This window comes from Tenacibaculum sp. Bg11-29 (assembly GCF_002836595.1).
Taxonomy (GTDB): domain Bacteria; phylum Bacteroidota; class Bacteroidia; order Flavobacteriales; family Flavobacteriaceae; genus Polaribacter.
On record NZ_PJBB01000003.1, the window covers coordinates 3,502,501 to 3,529,202 of the forward strand.

11 protein-coding genes, 2 tRNA genes and 2 rRNA genes (1 of these 15 running past the window's edge) are annotated in these 26,702 nt (G+C 32.0%); 4 read left to right on the plus strand and 11 right to left on the minus strand.

What is annotated here, in order from left to right:
- The 5 genes from CXF68_RS16000 to CXF68_RS21225 form a co-directional block, all read right to left on the minus strand.
- Positions 1-373, minus strand: a 23S ribosomal RNA gene (locus CXF68_RS16000); it reaches 2,511 nt to the left of the window's first position.
- A 221-nt stretch (positions 374-594) separates the two neighbouring features.
- Positions 595-668 (minus strand) — tRNA-Ala (locus CXF68_RS16005).
- Between the two features lie 86 nt (positions 669-754).
- Positions 755-828 (minus strand) — tRNA-Ile (locus CXF68_RS16010).
- A gap of 80 nt (positions 829-908) precedes the next feature.
- Positions 909-2,426 (minus strand): 16S ribosomal RNA (locus CXF68_RS16015).
- Together the 16S and 23S rRNA genes with 2 tRNA genes alongside form the textbook arrangement of a ribosomal RNA operon.
- Positions 2,427-3,801: 1,375 nt before the next feature.
- A complete protein-coding gene (locus CXF68_RS21225; RefSeq protein ID WP_157822037.1) occupies positions 3,802-3,951 on the minus strand; it encodes a transposase in 150 nt (49 codons plus the stop codon).
- A 685-nt stretch (positions 3,952-4,636) separates the two neighbouring features.
- On the opposite strand from CXF68_RS21225, the gene CXF68_RS21230 reads away from it, so the two are divergent.
- Positions 4,637-4,732, plus strand: coding sequence for a hypothetical protein (locus CXF68_RS21230; protein ID WP_369800553.1), 96 nt, complete (start codon positions 4,637-4,639; stop codon positions 4,730-4,732).
- A 592-nt stretch (positions 4,733-5,324) separates the two neighbouring features.
- Here the strand turns inward: CXF68_RS21230 and CXF68_RS16025 are convergent.
- The 3 genes from CXF68_RS16025 to CXF68_RS16035 form a co-directional block, all read right to left on the minus strand.
- Positions 5,325-6,371: a M43 family zinc metalloprotease gene (locus tag CXF68_RS16025; protein WP_101046127.1), complete on the minus strand. Its 1,047-nt coding sequence runs from the start codon at positions 6,369-6,371 to the stop codon at positions 5,325-5,327.
- Positions 6,372-6,628: 257 nt separating this feature from the next.
- Entirely contained in the window at positions 6,629-6,937 is a 309-nt protein-coding gene (locus CXF68_RS16030; protein WP_157821968.1) for a hypothetical protein, read from the minus strand.
- A 799-nt stretch (positions 6,938-7,736) separates the two neighbouring features.
- Entirely contained in the window at positions 7,737-13,238 is a 5,502-nt protein-coding gene (locus tag CXF68_RS16035) for an alpha-2-macroglobulin (protein WP_101046129.1), read from the minus strand.
- A gap of 488 nt (positions 13,239-13,726) precedes the next feature.
- Between CXF68_RS16035 and CXF68_RS16040 the strand changes: the two genes are divergently transcribed.
- From CXF68_RS16040 to CXF68_RS16055, 3 genes are all read left to right on the plus strand, one after another.
- Positions 13,727-14,308 (plus strand): tRNA-(ms[2]io[6]A)-hydroxylase, encoded by a 582-nt coding sequence (locus CXF68_RS16040; protein ID WP_101046130.1) that lies wholly within the window; start codon positions 13,727-13,729, stop codon positions 14,306-14,308.
- Positions 14,309-14,520: 212 nt separating this feature from the next.
- A complete protein-coding gene (locus CXF68_RS16050) occupies positions 14,521-14,958 on the plus strand; it encodes a DUF4268 domain-containing protein (protein ID WP_101046132.1) in 438 nt (145 codons plus the stop codon).
- 125 nt (positions 14,959-15,083) lie between these two features.
- Positions 15,084-15,542 (plus strand): CAP domain-containing protein, encoded by a 459-nt coding sequence (locus CXF68_RS16055; RefSeq protein WP_232771673.1) that lies wholly within the window; start codon positions 15,084-15,086, stop codon positions 15,540-15,542.
- A gap of 127 nt (positions 15,543-15,669) precedes the next feature.
- On the opposite strand, the gene CXF68_RS16060 is transcribed toward CXF68_RS16055, so the two are convergent.
- Genes CXF68_RS16060 through CXF68_RS16070 form a run of 3 tightly spaced genes read right to left on the minus strand, consistent with a single transcriptional unit; the run spans position 15,670 to position 26,684 of the window.
- A complete protein-coding gene (locus CXF68_RS16060) occupies positions 15,670-17,544 on the minus strand; it encodes an OmpA family protein (RefSeq protein WP_101046133.1) in 1,875 nt (624 codons plus the stop codon).
- 10 nt (positions 17,545-17,554) lie between these two features.
- The gene (locus CXF68_RS16065; protein WP_101046134.1) at positions 17,555-18,490 is read right to left on the minus strand and encodes a type IX secretion system membrane protein PorP/SprF; all 936 of its coding nucleotides are present in this window, start codon (positions 18,488-18,490) and stop codon (positions 17,555-17,557) included.
- Positions 18,491-18,500: 10 nt separating this feature from the next.
- The gene (locus CXF68_RS16070) at positions 18,501-26,684 is read right to left on the minus strand and encodes a gliding motility-associated C-terminal domain-containing protein (protein WP_101046135.1); all 8,184 of its coding nucleotides are present in this window, start codon (positions 26,682-26,684) and stop codon (positions 18,501-18,503) included.
- Positions 26,685-26,702 lie beyond the last annotated feature (18 nt).

Consider the following 26,702-nt stretch of genomic DNA (forward strand, 5'->3'; position numbering starts at 1 on the left):
TCGCTTACCTATACTAGACTATCACTATCTTTGGTTTGTCTTTCCAGACAATTCTAGTTCACTTAGATTCTAATGTCGCAGCCCTACAACCCCAATACTGCCGTAACAGTATTGGTTTGGGCTAATCCGCGTTCGCTCGCCACTACTAACGGAATCACTATTGTTTTCTCTTCCTCCGGTTACTTAGATGTTTCAGTTCACCGGGTTTGCCCCTATTGCTAGGTAACATGTCTTCAACATGCTGGGTTGCCCCATTCGGAAATTAACGGATCATAAAATATGTGCTTCTCCCCGTTACTTATCGCAGCTTATCGCGTCCTTCATCGCCTCTGAAAGCCTAGGCATCCGCCATACGCCCTTATTTAGCTTATTGTACTTTTTGCTCTAAACATAAATGTTTAGAACGAGCTCTTTATAATTTATTATAAAAATATTGTTGTTAATCTTTCAATTAACTCTCTATCTTGATTTCTTTACGATATCATTTTACCAATATGTCAATGAACATGGCGAATCGCAATTGATAAGTATTTTATCAACTTTAATTCTGCAATACTCTTGGAATAATTTTACTTATCCCTAGGCATTACCTAGTGGAGAATATCGGAGTCGAACCGATGACCTCTTGCGTGCAAGGCAAGCGCTCTAGCCAACTGAGCTAATCCCCCATTATAAATCCTAGAATACTATTCAGAGATTTGAATGTCGAATCCTCTAATTTCTAGAATTTCCTTTCTAATAACTTGCCTTTTTGTAGTCTCAGGCAGACTCGAACTGCCGACCTCTACATTATCAGTGTAGCGCTCTAACCAGCTGAGCTATGAGACTATAATAGCTTGTTATTAGTGTTTTTTAAAATTAACAGCAAAGAGTAAAATTTCCTTTTGTAACTCACCATCTTTCTCTAGAAAGGAGGTGTTCCAGCCGCACCTTCCGGTACGGCTACCTTGTTACGACTTAGCCCTAGTTACCAGTTTTACCCTAGGTCGCTCCTTGCGGTAACGAACTTCAGGCACTCCCAGCTTCCATGGCTTGACGGGCGGTGTGTACAAGGCCCGGGAACGTATTCACCGGATCATGGCTGATATCCGATTACTAGCGATTCCAGCTTCACGGAGTCGAGTTGCAGACTCCGATCCGAACTGTGATATGGTTTATAGATTCGCTCCTGGTCGCCCAGTGGCTGCTCATTGTCCATACCATTGTAGCACGTGTGTAGCCCAGGACGTAAGGGCCGTGATGATTTGACGTCATCCCCACCTTCCTCACGGTTTGCACCGGCAGTCTCGCTAGAGTCCTCAGCATTACCTGTTAGCAACTAACAATAGGGGTTGCGCTCGTTATAGGACTTAACCTGACACCTCACGGCACGAGCTGACGACAACCATGCAGCACCTTGTGATCTGTCCGAAGAAAACTCTATCTCTAAAGCTGTCAGACCACATTTAAGCCCTGGTAAGGTTCCTCGCGTATCATCGAATTAAACCACATGCTCCACCGCTTGTGCGGGCCCCCGTCAATTCCTTTGAGTTTCAGTCTTGCGACCGTACTCCCCAGGTGGGATACTTATCACTTTCGCTTAGTCACTGAGTCGAAACCCAACAACTAGTATCCATCGTTTACGGCGTGGACTACCAGGGTATCTAATCCTGTTCGCTCCCCACGCTTTCGTCCATGAGCGTCAGTATATACGTAGTAGACTGCCTTCGCAATCGGTATTCTAAGTAATATCTATGCATTTCACCGCTACACTACTTATTCTATCTACTTCCGTATAACTCAAGTCAACCAGTATCAAAGGCAGTTCCATCGTTGAGCGATGGGCTTTCACCTCTGACTTAATTGACCGCCTGCGGACCCTTTAAACCCAATGATTCCGGATAACGCTTGGACCCTCCGTATTACCGCGGCTGCTGGCACGGAGTTAGCCGGTCCTTATTCTTACAGTACCGTCAAGGATCTACACGTAGATCGGTTTCTTCCTGTATAAAAGCAGTTTACAACCCATAGGGCAGTCTTCCTGCACGCGGCATAGCTGGTTCAGAGTTGCCTCCATTGACCAATATTCCTCACTGCTGCCTCCCGTAGGAGTCTGGTCCGTGTCTCAGTACCAGTGTGGGGGATAATCCTCTCAGACCCCCTACCTATCGTTGCCATGGTAAGCCGTTACCTTACCATCTAGCTAATAGGACGCATAGTCATCTTGTACCCATAAATGTTTAATTAATAAGTGATGCCACTCATTAACATTATGGAGTGTTAATCTTCATTTCTAAAGGCTATCCTCCTGTACAAGGCAGATTCTATACGCGTTACGCACCCGTTCGCCGGTCGTCATCTGTGCAAGCACAATGTTACCCCTCGACTTGCATGTGTTAAGCCTGCCGCTAGCGTTCATCCTGAGCCAGGATCAAACTCTTCATTGTATATTTTAAATAATATTAATGAATAAGTTTCAAAAGAATTTAACTTAATTAAAAGTTATGGTTATTCTACTCTTTGTTTACGCTGTCAATTTCAATATTTTCAATGAACGTGTCGAGTTGACACTTCAAGTGTTTTCAACTTGATTGCCCTCTCAGACTTTTGTAGAAACGTTAGAATCGAACTAACTGATTTTTATTAATAAATCATTTCCAAATTTTCTTGATTTTTTCGCTTTCTTAAAGCGGTTGCAAATCTACAAACTATTTTAAAACTGACAAAACTATTTTTGAAGTTTTTTTTAATTTGTTTTTGCTATATTTTAATGAACTATCGTCTTTAAAACGGACTGCAAATATACTTTCTTTCTTTCGATTTAAACAAATTATATTTAACTTATTTTTAACCTTTTATTGAAGATATAATAACAACTATTTTAATGAACTTTTACCAATCTCAAACTTGCGTTTTACCCTTAGCGGGTGCAAATATAGATTCCTTTTCTAACATGACAATACTTTATTTTGCCTTTTTTTCAAGTATTTTATTTAGTCTTGTTTTTCAAGCTTTTAGAATGCATCTTCCCTCTTAAAAACCTTTTACTTCTTAAGAATGTCACTAAAAAAAATCTATAAATAAATCAACCTCTACACTCCTGCACTTTATTACTTATTATAATTCGTTAATCAAAAACATCTAATTTATTTATTGCCTTTTCGTCTCTCATTAACACCTGATTAAAGTACTCGCTTTAATAATTCAATTCCACTATCTTTTGTTCGAATTACTAATTCCGGTTCATTGCTATCTTTTCAATTTGGTTTTATTTTTTTGATTAGCTCTTGAGAACCTAGGTAAACCATTTTATAAATTGGATTATCTGTCTCAAATTCGGTTGCTCTTTTAGCATTTCCTGACCTTTTTTACCTACCCTTCATAATTTCCTAACTCATATAAGAATATTAAGATTGTATATCCTGTAATAAAATTAAATTCAGCGGACTTTTAAATATTTATTAAATCCGTTTCCAATTCTGAATTTACACCAATTTTCTTAGTAAAAAGTTTATTCACACCCTCAATAATTCACCACAAGAAGAAGAAATAGTTTTTTCACGTTTCATAATCCGCATTATTTTCTGAAATCAGTTTTTGATGTAAGAAATAAACTTCATTGTATTTTTAAGAATTCACTAATTTAAATATGTTCTCTAAATTTCATATTCCATTATTTTAAAGATAAAAACAAATAATCTAGAGAATGACTACTATTAAAACTAAACCACTGTGGTCTGGAAGACTATATAATTTTAAACCTGACTAAAATTCTAATATAAAATCATCACTATTGTTTTTTAACATTATATTTAAAATACTCTAACGTCCAAACCCAATATTACCTAAAAATGGCTCCCAATATCTCTTATTAAACTCAAGAAACTCCTCCTGTAATTTCCTTGAACTCCTTCCTAGGAACTTCTTTACAATTGTACTTATATTTTGATAGGTGCGATATTCAATGTGAATATACTTTTAGGGCACAACTCCTTTTAATATATTGATACCTTATCCATCTCATATCTGTATTAATAATTTACGACATCTCAATTGAAGATTTACTTTTAATACACAATACCTATACTTTGTACTCCAAACTATTATGAGCAGTTAATCTTAAAAGTATATGTCCATTTCCCCTTTATTCTAACATAAATCAAAGATGATATTTTTATAAACGAAAGCTAAATGCACTAAAAGGCATAGTTTCGACTAATATTAACAACAATAAAACACCAATTCTTCCATTGATCTTTTGATTAAAATATCTATATACGTGTATTATATTCAAGAAAACACATCTAATTAGTACTCATAACCTTTGTAAAGCTAAAGGAATTAAATCTTCAATATTATTTTGTACTTTCAGCTAACACACAATTAGACAATGCACTAACGGATATTCAAAGCGAATGTTTACAATTGTTTCGTTTAATGGATAGTTTTAAAAAAAAAGAACGGATACAAAGAATGAACTACATGGAGAGTAAGTTTTAGGAATTCCTTCTATATATCGTAGTTTAAAAGAATCAAAAAGATTTTAGGTGTTGAAACGAAGTTGCTTTCTTTGGTAAAACAAGAACAGCGAGTGCAGTTAACGTTATTAACGAGTATTCCAGGAATCGGAATTAAAATGGTTTTATTGATGCTTATAATGACCGATTGTTTTACAAAGTTTGAAAATCCGAAAGAACTCTGTAGTTATATTGGTATAACGTTTACAATACGAGAATCATGTAGTATTGTCTGAGGAAAAACTAGTATAAAATAAAGTAGGTAATAGAAAGTTACGAAATCTCTTGTTTTTGTGCTCGTTTAATGCGTGTAAACACAATAAAGCGTGTAAAGAAATTTATGAGCGTATTGTAAACAAAGGAAAGAGTAAAAAACTAGCTTTAATAGCCGTATCAAATAAGTTAATAAAACAAAGTTTTGCGATTGCAAAATCAGTATTAACATATGATTAAACATCTATTCCTGTATTAACAAAAATAAATTGTATTTTTTTTTTCAAAACTCAAAATAGAATATTACCTTGAATTTAGTATAATATTCTGTAATATTAATTATAAATTTGTTTAGCTTTCACCTCAGTTCTTTGCTGCCAAAAGTATTTTATTAAAAAAACATTGTAATTTCAAACTTCGGAAATTTTATTTCATTATATCCAAGATAAAAACTTTTTATAATAGGAAAAGTTTCAAGTTTTCCTTTTTCTCAATTTTTGATTTTTCCATTAGATAAATTGTAATAAAACCTTTCAAACCACTACATAGTTTAAATGGTACACAAACTTTGAAATCTAACACTTTGCCATTACTTATACAAAGTGTTATGTTTGTTTATTCTATTAATCCTGTATAAATTAAATTTGTTTCAGACCATAAGTTTTGGCGTCCACCTTTATTATTATTTAAAGTATTATGCATAGCTTCAACTTGCCCTTTCGTAAACATTTTTGTTTCTAGATTAATTGTATAGGTCATAAAATTCTCTACATTTATTATTTTACCAAATTGAACGAGCTCTAAATTATCTGATTTTATGTTAGTCCATGGAGTATCTTCAATTCTATCTTCAGCCTGATCGTATGTTGAATTTGTATTAACTGGTCCTCCATTAGAATTAATAAAATATTCAAAATATTCTGCAAACTCCTCACTAACTGGATTCCCTCCGAATCCCAAGCCAAATGTATGCCTAATACCTAACCAATGCCCAATTTCATGGGTTGCAGTATTGGTCGCTTTATTAAAATTATTTAACAATGTGTTATAGTTTATTATTACGCCAGTGAGCATTGAGCTTTTATCTAAATTTTCCCCTGCTAATTCAAAATTATCAAAGGGAGGCATTTCCGTGTAGCCCCATTGATCTTTAATTTTTGAGTCCGTTAAAACTAAACCGTAAGTCTCCGATGGAGGAACACAAAAAATAATATTCAAATATTTGTCTCCATCCCAATTACCAACTTCTGACTTTAAATATTCTATTAGCCTTACATAATCAGGTGTTTCATTAGGTTTATCTCTAATATTAGTAAAAGGTGTTACTGTTCTTGTAATTCCAGTTGTAATTTGCCCGATGGGGTCTTTTTTTGCCAAAACAAACTCAATACTAGCATTACCTACCCTATCTGTAAAATGAGTTGAAACATTTTTTAATGATTCATTCATTGCATTGTAATCTAAGTTTATAGAATTAATGAACTTCTTTATCTGTGCATCTGAAACAAAATTGTTTGTAGTATTTGTAAGATGCACTACTACAGGTATTTTATAAGTAGACTTAAACGAAGATTTAGTGTCTTCTGTTATTTGAAGATTAGAGTCTTTAGAACAGCTAAAAAGTGTTAAGAAAATTAAGAAAAGAAATGTATTTTTTTTCATTGTTGAGTGTTTTTTTTAAAAACAAAATTAAATTATGAGAATACTAAAATCTATTTCTTTAAAACAAATAAATAATAACCGTTAGCATAAGAATAGTTACAGCTTTACGTACAAAGGTTTTCCGAAGGAAAATCAGACGTAGTAATTTACAACGCCTTTGATTAAGTCCCAAATTGAGCAATTCTATTTATACTTTTTTTAAATGTTTTCATATTCTCAAAGTGAATAATTTTGATGCAATCATTTAAAATAAAAAATTATAAAGTAGAAGATATTTCAAGATCAAGAACGGTATCCACATTGGTACTTAAATTTCTAACATCGTTATATGATACACCAGCACCTGTGGCAGATGCCTTAAGCTGAATAATTCCGTTAATGCTTCCAGAAATTTTTAGCAATAAGTTAAATTCTTTGCCAACTGTTAGAGTTTTATTCCATGCTCCAACAGTTAGGGTTTCAGATTTCACAGCTCCTGTTTCATCTCTATAACTGATTGTTGGGTTGTCATTTAATGTGCCACTTACAATGGCGGTCAAAGTTACTATGATAGGTTCGGAATTCATAGGTTCATCATTACTTTGACAAGAAATAACCAAAGTGAAAATTATTAATAAAAAAATTATTTTTCTCATAATATATCTGTTTTTATAGTTGCTGTTTCTACTAGTCCGACTTTATTTTGTTAGACAGTTTAAAATATTTTTCAACATTGTTATATAAACTTAATTGCATTGTTTAAGCAGCAAATTTATAAAACAAATCATGAAGTAAAACATTAAGGTTATACTTCTTAAGTTAAATATTTAATAAAAAACTAAATTTAAGATCTATAAATCAGAAAGAATTAAGGTTAATATATACGATGATGCCTTGAAGCATTGACATAGAAAACATTGATAATCTTTTCTCTTTTTTACTAAAAATCACAATCAGTATTATGAAACCTTGATCTCTTTTTTAAGTTATTGTTAGTAAAACAGATAAAAGTGATGCAAAAGCAATTTGTGAGTATATTCAAATTAAATGTTTACAATTGTTTCATTTAATAATAGTTTTAAAAAAAAGAACGACTACAAGAAATAAAATACCTGGATAAGAAGTTTTAAGTATTTCTTCAAAATGGTTTCATAACTCCCTAGAAAAAAGAGTAACAATTATAAACTTAGGCTTTGACCCAAACTTTTTTACACATTATTGAAAAAAGAAAATACTCCTCAAAAATATATTCTAATAAAATGGCAAGATTATATGAACTTTAACTAATATCAATTCACTAACCTCTGAAAATATTATATAAAAAAAACCTAGTTACATGACTAGTAACTAGGTTTTAAATAACTTAAATTTATTTTTTACTACTTTTTACTTCACTACCTTAATCCAATTACCTTTTGTACGCGCTATATAATCATTATCATACATTGCTTCTACTTGTACTCCTGGCAAATAATAGCTTCCTAAATACGATGCATTTATTAATACTCTAAAAGTTTTAGTTTCATATCCTTTTAAAGTAAAATAGTTACTAATACTAGCATCACGAATATCTGTAAAATCTACCTTTGATGATGTTGTATTATTACCAAAATCGGTAAAACGAGTATTTATAATTTCCCAACCAGAAGGTATGTATTGTGTTAGTGCTACATTTTCTACGATATCATTAGTTGTATTCTTAACTGTAACTTCTGCTACAAAATTAGTTCCTTGCGATAAATTATCTGGCGTAATACGATTACCTCCTTTTGTTTTGTATGTTATTGTTGTTTCTAGGTTATTTTGAATTACTTTTTCTTCACCTACTGGTAAAATTCCTTTGTTAAAAATACGTACATACAACACTCCATTACTCTTATTAGATATCTTAAAGATATTTTCTTTAGTTACATCTTCAATATCTTCTGCATACAATGCTTTTGAAGTCGAAATAGTTTTAGAATTTTTATTTAATGAATAATTTGCATTTATACCTGTGTTTTCACCATTTTGTAGTGCATATTTACTCATTGCTAACAAACTATAAGCTGTTGTTTGTGTACTCATCCATTTTTCACTAGATAAACTTTCAGCTATTTCTTTTGCCAATTTAATAGCTTTTGTTTCATCATTTAATAAAGTATAAGTATCTAATTCCATTGCTTTATTACGAGTATCTGAACCGTAATTATAATAACGCCTTTTACTATAATTTTTTGCTGTTAATTCTTTTATAATCCCTTTAGCTATTGCCTTTTTTCCTATTAAAGCATAGGCACTTGCCAATCGTATTTTTGCTTCGTTCGAAACACCTTTTGTTTCACGTAATCTATTCATTGATGCTACATCAGCACTATTCGCTAAACTTAAGGTATATAATCGATACGCTTGTGATAAGGCATTATTATAATATCTTGAGTTATTTCTCCAATTACGTGCTTGTTGTTTTTGATAACCAATCCATTTAGATTTAAAGCCAATTGGTAAAGCATAACCTTTTTTTGCAGCTTCAATCATAAAATGACCTGCATACGATGTACCCCAACTATTTGCATTTCCATTTCCTTGCCAATATGATAACCCACCACTTGAAACTTGAAAATTAGATAATCGATTAATAGTCGCTTTTACATTTCTCTCAATCTCTTGTTGCTTTTCTTTTGTTAATTCAAAAATTTCTGATAAGAATAACTGAGGAAATGCACTCGAAGTAGTTTGCTCTACACAACCATGTGGGTATTGAATTAAATACCCCATACGTTTTGTGAAATTCATTGGAGGCAATGTAGATAATTCTATACCCGCAGTATTAGTACCATAAGTACCAAATGTAGTAAAACTTAACTCTCCATTTTCATTAGATTTCACTACTAAATCTTTTACTTCGGTAGTAATTGGATTCGGATTTAAAACATCTATTTCGACTTCGTATGATGCCTTTTCATTTCCAGAAACTGCATCAATTTTCACCTTCCCTATTCCTTTAAAATCATTTACTTTTAATGTAAAATAAGCCATTTTTTCATCTGGTTCATTAAAAGATAATGTTTGAGTTTTATTACCTACAATCGTAAATGATTCGTTTGGTTGCACAGTAACCTTTACTTTTTTAACCGTTGGTAACATCGCAAATACAGTAACAGGTAATGTTACCGTTTCTTGTGGTGTAATTTTACGAGGTAAAGATGCTAAAATCATTACAGGCTTACGAACAAAAGCAGTTTTTTCATCACTACCATACGCATCATTTTTAATATCTGTAGCAACAACCATTGCACGTACAGATCCTACATATTTAGGTATCTTAATTTTATGCTCTTTACTTGCTCCTTTTTCTAAATTAAAAGGACCTAAATAAGTAACCATTGGTTTAAAACGATTGGCTTTTTTATTTTTACTTCCTGCTTCAGCTTCATCACCACCAATACTTAATATCTGATTTACTTTTCCTCCATAAGCACCAATTACATCGTCAAAAATATCCCAAGTTTTTACACCTAATGATTGACGTGCATAAAAAGTATTCCATGGGTTCGGAGTTTTAAAACGTGTTAAATCTAACAAACCGTCATCAACCAAAGCAATGGTGTACGTCATTGCTTTTCCATTTTTCTCATTTACTTTAATTTTTGCGATTGATTCTGGTCTTAATTCGTCTGCTAACTTAATTTCTGGTGTTAGTTTCGTTGCAGGATCGTTTACCAACATTGGTATAGAACCATACATACGAATTGGTAAATCGTTTATTGTTTGACTATGTTTTTGTAATAATGAAATATTCACAAAAACATTAGGTGTATAACTTGCCAATACTGGAAAATTAAATTCGGTTTGTTTTGCTGTTGTTTCTACCCAAAAATGATCTAATACTTCAGTTCCATTCTCAATAGTTATTAAAGCTCTTCCTTCTTCTGAAGATGGGAATTTTACCGTAGCCGTTTCATTTACTTCATACGATTCTTTATCGGTAGTAAACACCAACATAGTCGCATTGGTTTTATCTTGGCTCCCTTTTTTCTTTCCATACCAAGATGGCCAATCGAAATAAGCAATATTAGAAGTAACATGTTTACTCTTTTTATCTGTAACTTTTATCAAATAACGCCCCCAATCGTTTTCACTTATTTTTAAATCAAATGAACCTTTTCCACTTCCATTTGTTTTTACTTGAAGTGTTTTATAGGTTTGATGATGACGTGTTCCGTCGTAACTAGATAATCCATTATCTGAGGTGCTCCACCACCAACGCCATGATAATTTATATACCTTTACTTCTAAATCATTAGTTACCCCTACTCCATCTTCATTAACAGATGCTACATTAAAAGTATATTTTTCATCCGTAAATAAATAGTTTTTAGACTGCTGTTCCTCTGCATTTAAAATACCTACATACGTTTTATAAGGTGATACCTTTTTAGAAAACACATCGGTACTAAAATCACCTCCATTTTCATAAACCTTTGTTATAAAGCTTGCCTTTAACATTCCAGGAGCTTTGTTATCTAACTTTGGTTTTACAGAAAAACTTGTTTTTCCTTCGTTATTTAAATTACCTTTTAAAACTTTAAATTCCTCAGTCCTAAACCTACGGGTAACATCATCAAAATTGTAATTTTTAAATTTCGAGAATTCTGTATTAGACTGCGTAAACTTACCATTAATATCTAATTTTAATTCTCTTGCAATTGCACCATGTAACCATTTTACTTCAACATCTCCTTCAATTGAAGAATTTGCTTTTACAAAATCGCTATTCATTTGTAACTTGATTTTTAAGCGATTCGGTTTTATCGTTTCAATTTTAAGTGTTTTATTAAATACAGCTCCACCAACACTTACTCGTAATTTCCAATTTCCTGTAATTGCATCGTTATTCGTTCTTGGTGCATAACTATACACATTATTAGTGTTTTTAAACAGTACTTTTCTTTCAATAATTTTTCCTTGCGGATTTATCAATTCAAATTTAATAGGATGCTTTTCTGGTATTGGGTTCGCATTATCATTTAATACAAAAGTTAAAAATAATTGATCTCCCGGACGCCAAACACCACGCTCACCATAAACATATCCTTTAATTCCTTTTTGTAGCTTTACTCCTGAAACATCAAACTTACTCATAGACAACGAGTTTCCATCATTAAGTTTAATATAAGTAGTATTTTTACCTTTCGTTATAACAGCAAAAAAAGCATTCTTTATTCCTTTAAAATTAGCAATTCCTTCTTTATCTGTTTTTATATTTACAATAGGCTGTTGTTGTAAATTGTATAATGTTACTGTAGCATCAGAAACTGGCTGAGTTGTTAATAAATCTGTAACTGCAATAAAAGTAGTTTCATTATTTCCCTTTTTAACAATTACACCTAAATTAGTCGCTAATATATTAATGCTTTTATTATTGTTCTTATAATAATAAGATGCTGTACACGGGTTATCTTTATCATTCCAATTATAATTATTATAATAATCGTTATTATAATAACTAGGGCTATCGTATTTTTTAGTATTTATTTCTTTTTTTCCATAAATAATAGTGGTACTATTTATAGTTTCATTACATGAATAATTAGAATACTCTTTCTTAAAAGAAAATTCAACTCTATACATTGCTCCATCTTCTATAGGTAATACTTCAGCCAAATCAATAGCAAAAGCATTTTCTTTCGTTAAATCAAGACCTTGATTTGTAAGGTTAACAGTATATTTAGCCTCAGGACGACCTACATAACGTATATTACCTTGGCTTCCTAAATTGTAATTTTGTAAAAACTGTAATACATTATCTTTATATATTTTATAAACTAATACATCAACAGCTTTTAAATTAACAGCTTTAAAATTAATTTTTAAATTTTTTGAATTAGGAATTATAGTTCCACTTTTTATAAAATTTACTGAAGGTTTTAGTTCTTGAAAATGTAAAATTTTACTATAACTTTCTTTTAAAGCATAGCCTTCTGTACTTTTAATTCCTTTAAATATTTCTATAGTTGCTTGATTTCTAAAAGACAATTTCGGATAAACAGTAACAATATTATTCGTTACTTTATAAGTAAACTTTCTTTTTTGAGTGTTTGCAAACTGTATTAATCCATTTAAATTTTGTTCTTTTTTTATTGGGTCTGAAAAACTAATTTCTATATACTGTTTGCCTGTATTAACTACATTAATATCTAAAACCTTAAAATTATTTTTTCCTGTGATTGTTAATTCTCGTTCTCCTTTTGAACTAGAATTAATAGCACTACCACTCCATGAAATATTCAAACTTCTATCATCTCCAAACCTTTCTAAACTATCTATCTTAAAAAAGGCTTGTGAAACAAACTCTTCTGAAGTTTCAAACTTTATTAAAGCTGATTTACCATTATACGTCGCTTTTATTAACTCTGAAAGTTTCGCTGACTCAATAACATCACTTGTGTTTAACACCCCTTCTACTGCATATTTATCTTTACTAAGCACAGTCGGTGATGATAATGTTATATTAAAAAGTAATTCTTTTGTTTTTAATTTAACGGTAAAGTCTTTTAATCCTTCATTTATATCATCATATAATTTAGACAAGTGTAGCGTTACAGCATACTCTTTATTACTTTTTAATTTTTCTAAGGGAGTAAATATTATTTTATTTCCATCTAATAATACATTTCCCTTAACCTTAGGAACTACCGTAATAACATCATCATTAACCGTAGTTACTTTGGGAGTGTTTTTAAGTGTAAATTCAAAATCAGAGGCAGTAGAAATCATTTTTTCTGGAAACAATACTACATACTCACTGTAATCATCACTATTACTCTCTTCTTTTACTTTTTCTTTACATGCATTAACTACAAATACAAATAATGTTAATGCTACTATTTTCGCAATTTTTCTCATAACAAAACAATTCTTTTAATCAATTTTTTAAAGTAGCTCAAAGTTACGTTTTTTATAAAAGCGATAAGAAAAAAGTTAACCCTTTTCATAGTTAATTAGTGCTTTTTTTCTCATTTTACCCTCATTTTTTAAAATTTTGTAACAAATACTAAAATAAACGCCCAATAATCACTTAAGAGTTCTCATTAAGAATATAGATTATATTTTAGCTGTAATTTTTTTACCTTATTACATCATTGGAATAATTTTATATAAAAATTAAATAAATCACTAATTTTTTAGATGAATTGATACGAACAAAAAAGTAAACAATATAATATCTAAAAAAAGTAAAATTGATTTTTTATATTTAGCGATGTTTCTTAATTTATTGTTAGAACTTATTCTAAAATAGAACAACAACAACTTTAAATAAAAAGATAGCTTATACTTTCTTCCCTCTATTTAATAATTCATAATTTTGCAATCCATATTATTGAATATATAACATGTTAGGATTAAAATTTGAAACCGAAACTTCTTGGGCAGAAATTGCAAAAGTTAACTTACAACAAATATTAACAGATCATGCTTTTTTAGAACAAAAAGCAGCCTCTAACGCTGTTTCTATCATTATAAATTATTCTGAAGAAACTAAGTTAGTACAAGCTATGAGCGAAATTGCTATTGAAGAAATGGAGCATTTTAAAATGGTTCATGACTTTATGGTGAAACGCGGAATGGTTTTAGGAAGAGAACAAAAAAATGATTATGCTATTAAATTACAAAAGTTCTTTACCAAAACAAAAGATCGTACAAACGCATTAGTACAACGTTTATTAATTGCAGCTTTAATAGAAGCAAGAAGTTGTGAACGTTTTAAAGTTTTTTCAGAAAACATGGAAGATCAAGAATTATCTAAATTTTATAATGATTTAATGATTTCTGAAGCAAACCACTATACTATCTTTTTAGGATTTGCCCGTGAATACCAAGACAGAGAAATCGTTGATAAAAAATGGAATGATTTATTGGCCTTTGAAGCAGATATGATGAGAAACCGAGGTAATTTAGCTAAAATACACGGGTAAGTAGTTAATATATTGAAAGAAGTGAAACAAATTTCTTTTTGTAATGAGTGTAACTCCGAGTATTATAAAGAGAGCTCTAAAATGATAGGGATATGCCCTGAATGTTCTTTTAAACTATATGGTTACGATAATTGTGAGCATAAATTTGAAAACGGTAGGTGTATTACTTGTTATTGGAATGGAAATATTTCTAATTATTTAAAAAATAAATAATGTTTAGTAAAGAAGAATCAGCACAAATACGCAAAGAATTTTGGACAAGTTTTGGAAAATCTTTTCCAAGAAAATGGTTGCTATATAACACCAAAATAAAAGGTTTTGCTTTTAAGTTTCAGGGAGATCGAAAAACAGCCTCTGTTTGTTTAGATTTTGAACATCTTGACGAAATTGCGAACGAATTATTATACGATCAATTACTTTCTTTAAAAACCATTTTAGAATCAGAATATTTACCCGAAGTAATTTATCATGATAATTTTGAATTAGATAACAGAAAAATTATTCGTCGTATCTACGTTCCTTATGATAAAAAATTTAGCATTCACAACAAGAATACTTGGAGAGATTGCTATGAATTTTATGTGGAAACAATGACACAGTTTGAACTCTTTTTTTATGAATATGAAGATTTTATTAGAAAAGCTATTTAACTGAAATATCCCCTTTTTTCAGAATAAGTACGAATAAAACATTCAACTAAATTATTTTTTTCGTATATTTAGAGTATAACCCCAATTCCCCTGTTATGAATAACTACCCCCTAAGGTTATTAATAGTGCTGTGTACACTATTAATAACATCATGTACCTCTAATAGTGAATTTGAATTAGATCAAATAGAAGCTACAGAAAACATTAGTGAAAATCCAATTGAAATTGAAGTTTTAAACCTCGTAAATAATCATAGAGTTGCAAACGGTTATGCTACACTAGATAAATTACAGGCTATAAAATCACAAACCAATAACCACACTAATTATATGGTTGAGAAAGAAAAAATTTCACATGACTTTTTTTTCGAACGTAAAGAATATTTAAATAAGAATGTAAATTCTAAAAGTGTTGCTGAAAATGTTGCTTACGGTTATTCATCTGCCCAATCGTTATTAAATGCATGGCTAAAAAGTAAAAACCACAAAAAGAACATTGAAGGTGATTTTACCCACTTTGAAATTACCGCAAAACAAGACTTAAAAGGCAACTGGTATTATACCAATATTTTTGTGAAAAAATAATGTGGACTCTAATTATAAAAGGAAGTAAACAAGTTTACTTCAAAATTTAAAACAGCTAGTATGTATTTTAAAATACATACTAGCTGTTTTAAATTAAAAATAACTAGAGTTAAAACTATATAGAAAACTAGTGATATTCATTTAAAATAATAAACTTAGAACGTCTATTTTCTTGATGTTCTTCTTCTGTACAAGGTATATTGTTTACACATTTATTAATTAACTGCTTTTCTCCAAAACCAATTGCATTTTGTATTCTATGTGCTTCAATATTTCGTGACAAAATGTAATCTCTGGTTGCTTTTGCCCTTCTATCTGATAAAATTTCATTATAAGCATCTACTCCTCTACTGTCAGTATGCGCTTCTATTTTTATAATCATTTTTGGGTGATCTCTTAATACTTTTACAACGTATTCTAACTCAAAAGCGGCATCGGGCCTTATATTTGATTTATCAAAATCGAAAAATATCGGATTGATTACTATCTCATTATCTATTATTAATGGAACAAGGTACAAATCTTGGATTGTTTCTTTTTTCCTTGTATTGTCTGTTTCAAATTCTTTAAAATCCTCTTTATAGTCCTTTTTTGTTCCTTTTAAAGTGTATTTTTTATTGCATGCTACTTCAAATGAAAACTCTCCATTTTTTTTCGTAATAGTACTTTTTATAATTTTCCCTGTCTTGTCTATTAATTCAACTAAAGTAAAGGGTAATATTTCATTGGTTTTTTCATCATAAGTTTTTCCTTTTATTTCTTGTAGGCATTTGTTTGATTCAAAGCTATAAATGTCGTCGTCTCCTTTTCCTCCTGGTCTATTTGATGAAAAATATCCTGTTGAATTATCTTCATTCATAAAAAAGGAAAAATCATCATAACCACTATTAAAAGGTGCCCCTATGTTAGTTACTTTACTGGTATTATCATTTAACAATGTTGTTTTAAAAACATCTAATAAACCTAAATTATCATGTCCATCTGAACTGAAATAAAGCGTATTTTCTTTTGATATAAACGGAAACATTTCTCGTCCTTTTGTATTTATATTTTCACCCATATTTACAGGTTCTCCGTAGGAACCATTTGGTAAAATTAGCACACTATAAATATCTGTTTCTCCGTAACCATTTGGTCTATTTGAAGTAAAGTATAATGTTTTATCGTCTGGACTTAGAGCTGGATGCCCGTTTGAATAAACTTCGTCATTAATCGAAAGGTCTTTTATTTCAGCCCATTGACCATTTACTAAACTTGCTTTAAATATTTTTAAGTGTGAAGTACCTTGTTTATCGTAGTCTAGTTTTTCTCTTTTAGTTAGGTTATTTCTTGTAAAATACATTGTTTTTCCATCTGATGTTATGGCAATGTTTGATTCGTGAAAGCTTGTATTTATTTTTGTAGATGTTATTGGAGTCACATCTGCTACTTTTTTGGCTCCTTTTTTACTTGTTATTTTTGCTTCGTATAAATCTAAATAAGGCTGATTATTCCATTTATAAATTTTTCCTTTTTTGTTTTTTGCCGATGCAAACATAAATTTTTGTTTATGTACATAGGCTCCAAAATCTGAGTGTCTAGTATTTATTTTTAAGTTCGTTATTTTAACGGAATCTTTATTTAATGTTTTTAGTTTTTCGTAATCTACTTTTATTTGTTTGTTTGGTAGTTTGTTTAACCACTTATTTGCTGCTTCATATTGTCCTGAACTTCTTAGACTTTGAGCATATTTGTAAATGGTTTCATTATCTATTTTTTTATTGTTTTCTGTAGCTAACTTATACCATTTTATTGCCTTAACAACGTTAGAATTGTTGTAATAGCAGTCACCTATTCGGGTTAATGTATAAATACTACTATCTCCTTTTTTCACTGCTGTTTTGTAAAATTCAGCAGCTTTGATGTATGCATATTTTTTAAAAAATTTATCGGCAATTCTTTTTTGCGAATAAGAATTAAAAAATGATAAAATGATGATTAAAAATGAAAGTATTGTTTTCATATATATTTCTTTAAAAGTATCTAGGGGATTTTACTCTGTTTGATTTTATGAATTCATACATCAATAAAATTTCATGGGTTCCGCTTGAAAATTGATTTATTTCTGATAGCGGATATTCGTAAGCATAGCCTATTCTAATTTGTTTGGTTGCTTGAAAATCTACTAACGCTCCTAAAGCACTCGTATATTCGTTTATTCTATAAGACCCTCCTAACCAAAATTTTTCATTAAATAAAAAATTTGCAGTAATGTCGTATGATAACGGAGCACCATTAGTTCCTTTTATTAACGCAGCTGGCTTAAACTTTACTTGATCATTTAATTCAAACACATAACCTCCGGTTAAATAGTAACTTATTTTGTCTATTGCCCCATAATTAACACCATTTATTGTTAGATCATTATGCTTTACATTTAAAAGTCGTGGAGCTGAAAAACCTACATACCATTTTTCTGTATGTAAAAAGACTCCACTTCCAATGTTTGGTTCCCATCGGTTTTTAACACCACTTATTCCTGGGTCAATGCCTTCAGAAGCAATTAATTCTTCATCTAGATTATATTGAGTAAAACCAGCTTTTATACCAAAGGCTAATTTTAGATTGGCATTTAGGTTTATTGTATAAGAGAAATCTCCGTATAGGTATGTAAAATTTTCATACCCTAATTTATCATTTATAAAAGAGAGTCCTAGCCCTATCTTTTCATTTCGAAGAGGCGTATTTATTGATAGTGTTTGGGTTTTTGGACCTTCACCAAATCCTGCCCATTGGCTTCGATGCAATCCTATTACACTTAATACTTCCCTACTTCCTGCATATGCAGGATTAATGGATATTGTATTATACATGTATTGTGTAAATTGAGGTAATTGTTGTGCCTCAACACCTAATATTAGTATAAAAAACAATATAATTGTTGTGTGTCGTTTGATATTATAATTCATCACTTTTGCGTTACTTTGTTCCTAAATAAATTGCCCCTGTAAATGGTTTTAATCCACTATTTTCTAATATTACGATGTAGTAATAGGTTCCTGAGGGTAGTCTTTTTGCACTTCCTAGAGTTACTCCTTCTGAAACCCCATTCCAATCGTTTGTGTAGTTATCTGATTCGAATACTTTTGCTCCCCAGCGGTTAAATATTTTTACATTTATTATATACCCACAGGTTTCAACTCCCGTTATTTTAAAGAATTCATTCCAAGTATCTCCGTTTGGTGTTACAGCTTTTGATATTGTAACATCCTCTTCTCCACAAGGTAAAACAAAGCATTTATCGTTTATACTTATCGTTATTTTTGTAGTTAAAAAACAACCTTGATTAAAAGTCTTGTAAGTAAATACATAGTCGCCTAAGTTTATATTTATAGGATCAAAGGTTGCTTCAGTTGTTAATGAAACTTCTCCTGTTACAACTTCCCATTTTCCATCACTTGGAATACTACTATCTATGTAATCATTTAGATCTATGATACCATCATCAAAACATTTAGCATCTGTAATCTCTATGATCTCTTTTTTTACTGTTACGTTTATTGTTTGATTAAAATCTACTGTATTTCCACAAGTATCACTAACTATCCAAGTTCTTATAATTTGATAATCATTATCTGATCCGTCAGAGGTTGTTTCTTCTTTAAAGATTGTTTCGATATCTTTTCCTGAACAATTGTCGGTAAACTCTAATTCCGGAATTTCTGGAATCATATCACAGTTAACATCAACATCGTTGAGTGCTGTTATTAAGATTGGAGCTTCATTATCTTCTACCATTATTTCTTGAGTATGATTGGTAGTGTTTCCTGCACAATCTGATACTGTCCATTTTCTTGTTATCTGATATTCTGAACTACAAGCATCGTCTTGTCCTGTAATTTCGGCTGTATATATTACTTGTAAATCTGATGAAATACTACAGTTATCAGTCGCTGTTAGTATTACTGAACTTGGTACAGTTGCACAACTTACGGTTATATTTTCTGGTAAGTTCTCTACAAATATTGGAGCTTCATTGTCTTCTATTGTAAATTTTACTTTTTCTGTATCTATAAAGTTACCACATGCATCTTTTGCTGTAAATATCACTGCTACTTCTCCAATAAAACTGCAACTATAATTTAATTCAGTAAAATTATTTTCCCAAGTTATAGTGCTACAGTCATCGGTTGCAATGGCTCCTCCACTGTTAGATAACCAAGCATTTAATTCATCGGTGTTACCTGACCCATCACATGTTACCGTTTTGTTTAATGGTTGAGTTGTAATCGTTGGTGCTGTATCATCTTTAATTAGATAACCAAGTGTTATACTATCTTCATTTCCACAGGTATCTTTTGCTGTAAAAATCACATTTATATATGCTCCATCACATTTGATACTTGTATCATCTCCATAATTATTTGACCATGTAACATTACTACAATTATCTGTTGCTGTTGCATACCCATTATTATCTAACCAATCTTGTAAGTTCTGGTTTGTATTTCCTGTTCCGCATTCTATTTCAATATTCTGTCCATTTGTTATTATTGGAGCAATTATATCCTGAACGGTGATTGTTTGGTCTTTACTTGTCGTGTTTCCACAATCATCAGTCAATGTCCAAGTTCTTGTGATTATTTGCTCACCTTCACAGCTTCCTGTGGTGGTTACATCCGAAGATGTTGCGTTTAATGTGCTATCACAATTATCAGTTTCGTCAGTTACATCACCTGTTACTAATACTGCTGAATCATACGCACAGTTTGCATCAGTATATATTATGATGTCTGCTGGTAGTGTAAACTCAGGTTTTATATTGTCTTGAACCGTGATTGTTTGGTCTTTACTTGTTGTGTTTCCACAATCATCCGTTAATGTCCAAGTTCTTGTGATTATTTGCTCACCTTCACAGCTTCCTGTGGTGGTTACATCCGAAGATGTTGCATTTAGTGTGTTGTCGCAATTATCTGTTTCATCAGTTACATCACCTGTCACTAATACTGCTGAATCATATGCACAGTTGGCATCGGTATATATTGTGATATCCGCAGGTACGGTAAACTCAGGTTTTATATTGTCTTTTACTGTGATTGTTTGGTCTTTCGTAGTGGTATTTCCACAGTCATCTGTTAATATCCACGTTCTTGTGATTATTTGCTCACCTTCACAGCTTCCTGTGGTGGTTACATCCGAAAATGTTGCGTTTAGTGTGTTGTCGCAATTATCTGTTTCGTCAGTTACATCACCTGTTATTAAGACTGCTGAATCGTATGCACAGTTAGCATTTGTATATATTATGATATCTGCTGGTACGGTAAATTCAGGTTTTATATTGTCTTTTACTGTGATTGTTTGGTCTTTCGTAGTGGTATTTCCACAGTCATCTGTTAATATCCACGTTCTTGTGATTATTTGCTCACCTTCACAGCTTCCTGTGGTGGTTACATCCGAAGATGTTGCGTTTAGTGTGTTGTCGCAATTATCTGTTTCATCAGTTACATCGCCTGTTATTAAGACTGCTGAATCGTATGCACAGTTAGCATTTGTATATATTATGATATCTGCTGGTACGGTAAATTCAGGTTTTATATTGTCTTTTACTGTGATTGTTTGGTCTTTCGTAGTGGTATTTCCACAGTCATCTGTTAATATCCAAGTTCTAGTGATTATTTGCTCGCCTTCACAGCTTCCTGTGGTGGTTACATCCGAAGAGGTTGCGTTTAGTGTGCTATCGCAATTATCTGTTTCATCAGTTACATCACCTGTTACTAATACTGCTGAATCATACGCACAATTAGCATCGGTATATATTGTGATGTCTGCTGGTACGGTAAATTCAGGTTTTATATTGTCTTGAACCGTGATTGTTTGATCTTTCGTGGTGGTGTTTCCACAGTCATCAGTTAATGTCCACGTTCGAGTGATTATTTGCTCGCCTTCACAGCTTCCTGTGGTGGTTACATCCGAAGATGTTGCGTTTAGTGTGCTATCGCAATTATCTGTTTCGTCAGTTACATCACCTGTTATTAAGACTGCAGAATCATACGCACAATTAGCATCGGTATATATTGTGATGTCTGCTGGTACAGTAAATTCAGGTTTTATATTGTCTTTTACTGTGATTGTTTGGTCTTTCGTGGTGGTATTTCCACAGTCATCGATTAATGTCCAAGTTCTAGTGATTATTTGCTCTCCTTCACAGCTTCCTGCTGTTATTACATCACAAAAAATTGCGTTTAGTGTGCTATCGCAGTTATCAGTTTCATCGGTTACATCGCCTGTTACTGCTACGGTTGCATCGTATGCGCAGTTAGCATCGGTATATATTGTGATATCTGCTGGTACGGTAAATTCAGGTTTTATATTGTCTTTAACAGTTATTGTCTGATCTTTCGTAGTGGTATTTCCACAGTCATCTGTTAATATCCAAGTTCTTGTGATTATTTGCTCGCCTTCACAGCTTCCTGTGGTTATTACATCCGAAGAGGTTGCGTTTAATGTGCTATCACAATTATCTGTTTCGTCAGTTACATCACCTGTTACTAATACTGCTGAATCAAATGCACAGTTAGCATCTGTATATATTATGATGTCTGCTAGTACTGTAAACTCAGGTTTTATATTGTCTTTAACAGTTATTGTCTGATCTTTCGTGGTGGTGTTTCCACAGTCATCTGTTAATGTCCAAGTTCTTGTGATTATTTGCTCACCTTCACAGCTTCCTGTGGTTGTTACATCGGTAGATGTTGCGTTTAGTGTACTATCGCAATTGTCTATTTCATCAGTTACATCGCCTGTTATTAAGACTGCTGAATCATACGCACAGTTAGCATCTGTATATATTATGATATCTGTTGGTACGGTAAATTCAGGTTTTATATTGTCTTTTACCGTGATTGTCTGATCTTTCGTAGTGGTGTTTCCACAGTCATCTGTTAATGTCCAAGTTCTTGTGATTATTTGCTCACCTTCACAGCTTCCTGTGGTTGTTACATCGGTAGATGTTGCGTTTAGTGTACTATCGCAATTGTCTATTTCATCAGTTACATCGCCTGTTATTAAGACTGCTGAATCATACGCACAGTTTGCATCGGTATATATCGTGATGTCTGCTGGTACTGTAAATTCAGGTTTTATGTTGTCTTTTACCGTGATTGTTTGGTCTTTACTTGTTGTGTTTCCACAGTCATCAGTCAATGTCCAAGTTCTTGTGATTATTTGCTCTCCTTCACAGCTTCCTGTGGTGGTTACATCCGAAGAGGTTGCATTTAGTGTGTTGTCGCAATTATCTGTTTCATCAGTTACATCACCTGTTACTAAGACTGCTGAATCGTATGCACAGTTTGCATCGGTATATATTGTGATGTCTGCTGGTACTGTAAATTCAGGTTTTATGTTGTCTTTTACCGTGATTGTTTGGTCTTTACTTGTTGTGTTTCCACAATCATCTGTTAATGTCCAAGTTCGAGTGATTATTTGCTCTCCTTCACAGCTTCCTGTGGTGGTTACATCCGAAGAGGTTGCGTTTAATGTGCTATCACAATTATCTGTTTCATCAGTTACATCACCTGTTATTAAGACTGCTGAATCGTATGCACAGTTAGCATCTGTATATATTGTGATATCCGCAGGTACTGTAAATTCAGGTTTTATATTGTCTTTTACCGTGATTGTCTGATCTTTCGTAGTGGTGTTTCCACAGTCATCTGTTAATGTCCAAGTTCTTGTGATTATTTGCTCACCTTCACAGCTTCCTGTGGTGGTTACATCCGAAGATGTTGCGTTTAGTGTGTTATCGCAATTATCAGTCTCATCGGTTACATCACCTGTTATTAAGACTGCTGAATCAAATGCACAATTAGCATCGGTATATATTGTGATATCCGCAGGTACTGTAAATTCAGGTTTTATATTGTCTTTTACCGTGATTGTCTGATCTTTCGTAGTGGTGTTTCCACAGTCATCTGTTAATGTCCAAGTTCTTGTGATTATTTGCTCACCTTCACAGCTTCCTGTGGTTGTTACATCGGTAGATGTTGCGTTTAGTGTACTATCGCAATTGTCTATTTCATCAGTTACATCGCCTGTTATTAAGACTGCTGAATCATACGCACAGTTAGCATCTGTATATATTATGATATCTGTTGGTACGGTAAATTCAGGTTTTATATTGTCTTTTACTGTAATTGTTTGGTCTTTACTTGTTGTGTTTCCACAATCATCAGTCAATGTCCAAGTTCTAGTGATTATTTGCTCACCTTCACAGCTTCCTGTGGTTGTTACATCCGAAGAGGTTGCGTTTAATGTGCTATCACAATTATCTGTTTCATCAGTTACATCACCTGTTATTAAGACTGCTGAATCGTATGCACAGTTAGCATCGGTATATATTGTGATATCCGCAGGTACGGTAAACTCAGGTTTTATATTGTCTTTTACCGTGATTGTTTGGTCTTTACTTGTTGTGTTTCCACAATCATCTGTTAATGTCCAAGTTCTTGTGATTATTTGCTCTCCTTCACAGCTTCCTGTGGTTGTTACATCCGAAGATGTTGCGTTTAGTGTACTATCGCAATTATCTGTTTCATCAGTTACATCGCCTGTTATTAAGACTGCTGAATCGTATGCACAGTTAGCATCGGTATATATTGTGATGTCTGTTGGTACGGTAAACTCAGGTTTTATGTTGTCTTTTACTGTAATTGTTTGGTCTTTACTTGTTGTGTTTCCACAATCATCAGTCAATGTCCAAGTTCTTGTGATTATTTGCTCTCCTTCACAGCTTCCTGTGGTGGTTACGTCCGAAAAAGTTGCATTTAGTGTACTATCGCAATTGTCTGTTTCATCAGTTACATCACCTGTTATTAAGACTGCTGAATCAAATGCACAGTTAGCATCGGTATATATTATGATATCCGCAGGTACGGTAAATTCAGGTTTTATATTGTCTTTTACTGTGATTAGTATACTATCTACTCCTATTTTACCACAGTTATCTGTTGCTTTAAAAGTTCTTGTTACTTTAGTTATACATCCATCATACGATGAAATTTCATCTTTATAAGTAATACTTGCTATTTCATTATCGTCATTGACTAAATAACCTACTGTATTAAAGGTATTAACATCAATTGTTGTTTCTATTAAACTAAATGGATATCTAGCGTTTATTGTTGTGATGTTATTTTCATTACATCCTTCAATTTTTAGTGTTTCTGGTACCGTAATCGTAGGTACTTCTGTATCTAATGAAATAAGTGTTGTTGCTATTATTTTTTCGCATCCGTTTGCATCGGTTACAGTTACTGAGTAAATTCCTGCATTTAAATTAGTAAGATCTTCGGTTGTTGCACCATTACTCCATAAATAAGTATAATTTGGTGTTCCGCCTGTTACTGTTAAATCAATTCCACCATCATTACCCCCACAACTTAAATCACTTCCTAATAGGCTTAATGTTAATTCCGATGGTGATGTAATTGTATATTTTTCACTAAATGAACATCCTTGCGCATCAGTAATAGTAACACTATAATCTCCTGCTACTAAATCAGAAATATCTTCAGTTGTAGCTCCGTTACTCCATATATACTGATAAGCTCCATATCCTCCAGAAACAGATAAATCAATGCTACCATTATTACCTTGATAACACGTAACATCAGATACCTCTCCTGATGCAATTATGTTACTAGGTATAACCATAATACTAGTAGCTGTTTCAGAAGGAATCATACATCCTGTTACTGTATATGTTCCGTTATATATAAGCTTTGCTTTAAATTCCCCTATAAAATCAGATACTCCAGCATAATCAAACCTTCCACTTTCATTTGTTGATGTTCCGACTAATACAGCGTTTAAATAAAACTCCCATGAATAATTCCCTACTGAAGGTCCACAAGTTTCTCCTGTTAAATTCATAGAATAATTAATAGATTTTGTACATCCTTCTCTATCAATTTCTACATCTAATACGGGACAAGGAATGCATATTTCTGGATTATCAAATTGATTTGTTATTTCTACACAATCAGAATTTAAGTAACTCGCTGTTGATGTTCCTTGTGCTACATTTCCACAATAATTAGAGTCTACAGCTACAATAGAATATTTTAATGTTATCGTTTCTGCTACAACTTTATCTATTGTCCAATTTATTGTTTGCCCAACATAAATTCCACTTCCTTTATTTGGATCTATAGTACTACTTGAAACTAAACTACCTGGAACTATTTGAAATTCGCTTGGTATTTCTTCTTTTATCAAAGGTTCTCCTGATAAAGCTGTTGCTGCAGGTACTAATTGTCCTAAAATAGCACTATAAATACTTGTTAAATCAGCTGCGCTATCGGTATAAAATGCGCCACTATTTTCAATCGTATCTAATGTATGTTTTGATATGATTTTTTGATTTGAATCTAATGTACCTGTAAATCCTACTGTAAATATAGATTGATTGTATTCTTTACCTGCAACAATTGTTGTTTCTGCTGCTGTGGCTGCCGAAAAGGCTTTGGTTTGACATTCTGTATTAAGAGTAACGGTACTACATCCATAATATGGCGGAAAATTATTATGCCAAGTAGGAACTCCATCAGTTAACAATATAATACTTCTTGTTGTAGTACAATCAAAAGTACCTTGGGCACTTGGTGGTGATAATACTTCGTCTGCCTTTATTAAAGCATCTTCCATATTAGTTCCTCCATTAGCATTAAGTCCGTCAATAAAATTATTTAAAACAGTTTTATCTGCTGTTAAACCTGTTAAAACCGTTGCACTTGAACCGTAACTAACAATTGCTATTTTGTTATTATTTGTTGGATTATTTATTGGAGAGAACAATTTTTCGATAAAGTCTTTTGCTGCTTCTTTAGCAAAATCCATAATTTGTGCTGTATCTCCCGATCCTGTACCGTCATCAACTTCATCTCCCATACTACCAGAAACATCAATAACTAATACAACTTCTTGAGCTGCTGCTGGTGGATTTCCTGTTATAGTAAGCGTAACATCAAATTGTTTACAATTTGAGGCATTATTTATAATTTCTTTGGTTATTACTATTTCGTCTTGCCCTAATGTTAATTGACTAAATAATAATGAAAAAACAATAATTACTGTTTTTAAAACTGATTGTAGTTTTACTTTCATAATCTAAATATTTTTTAC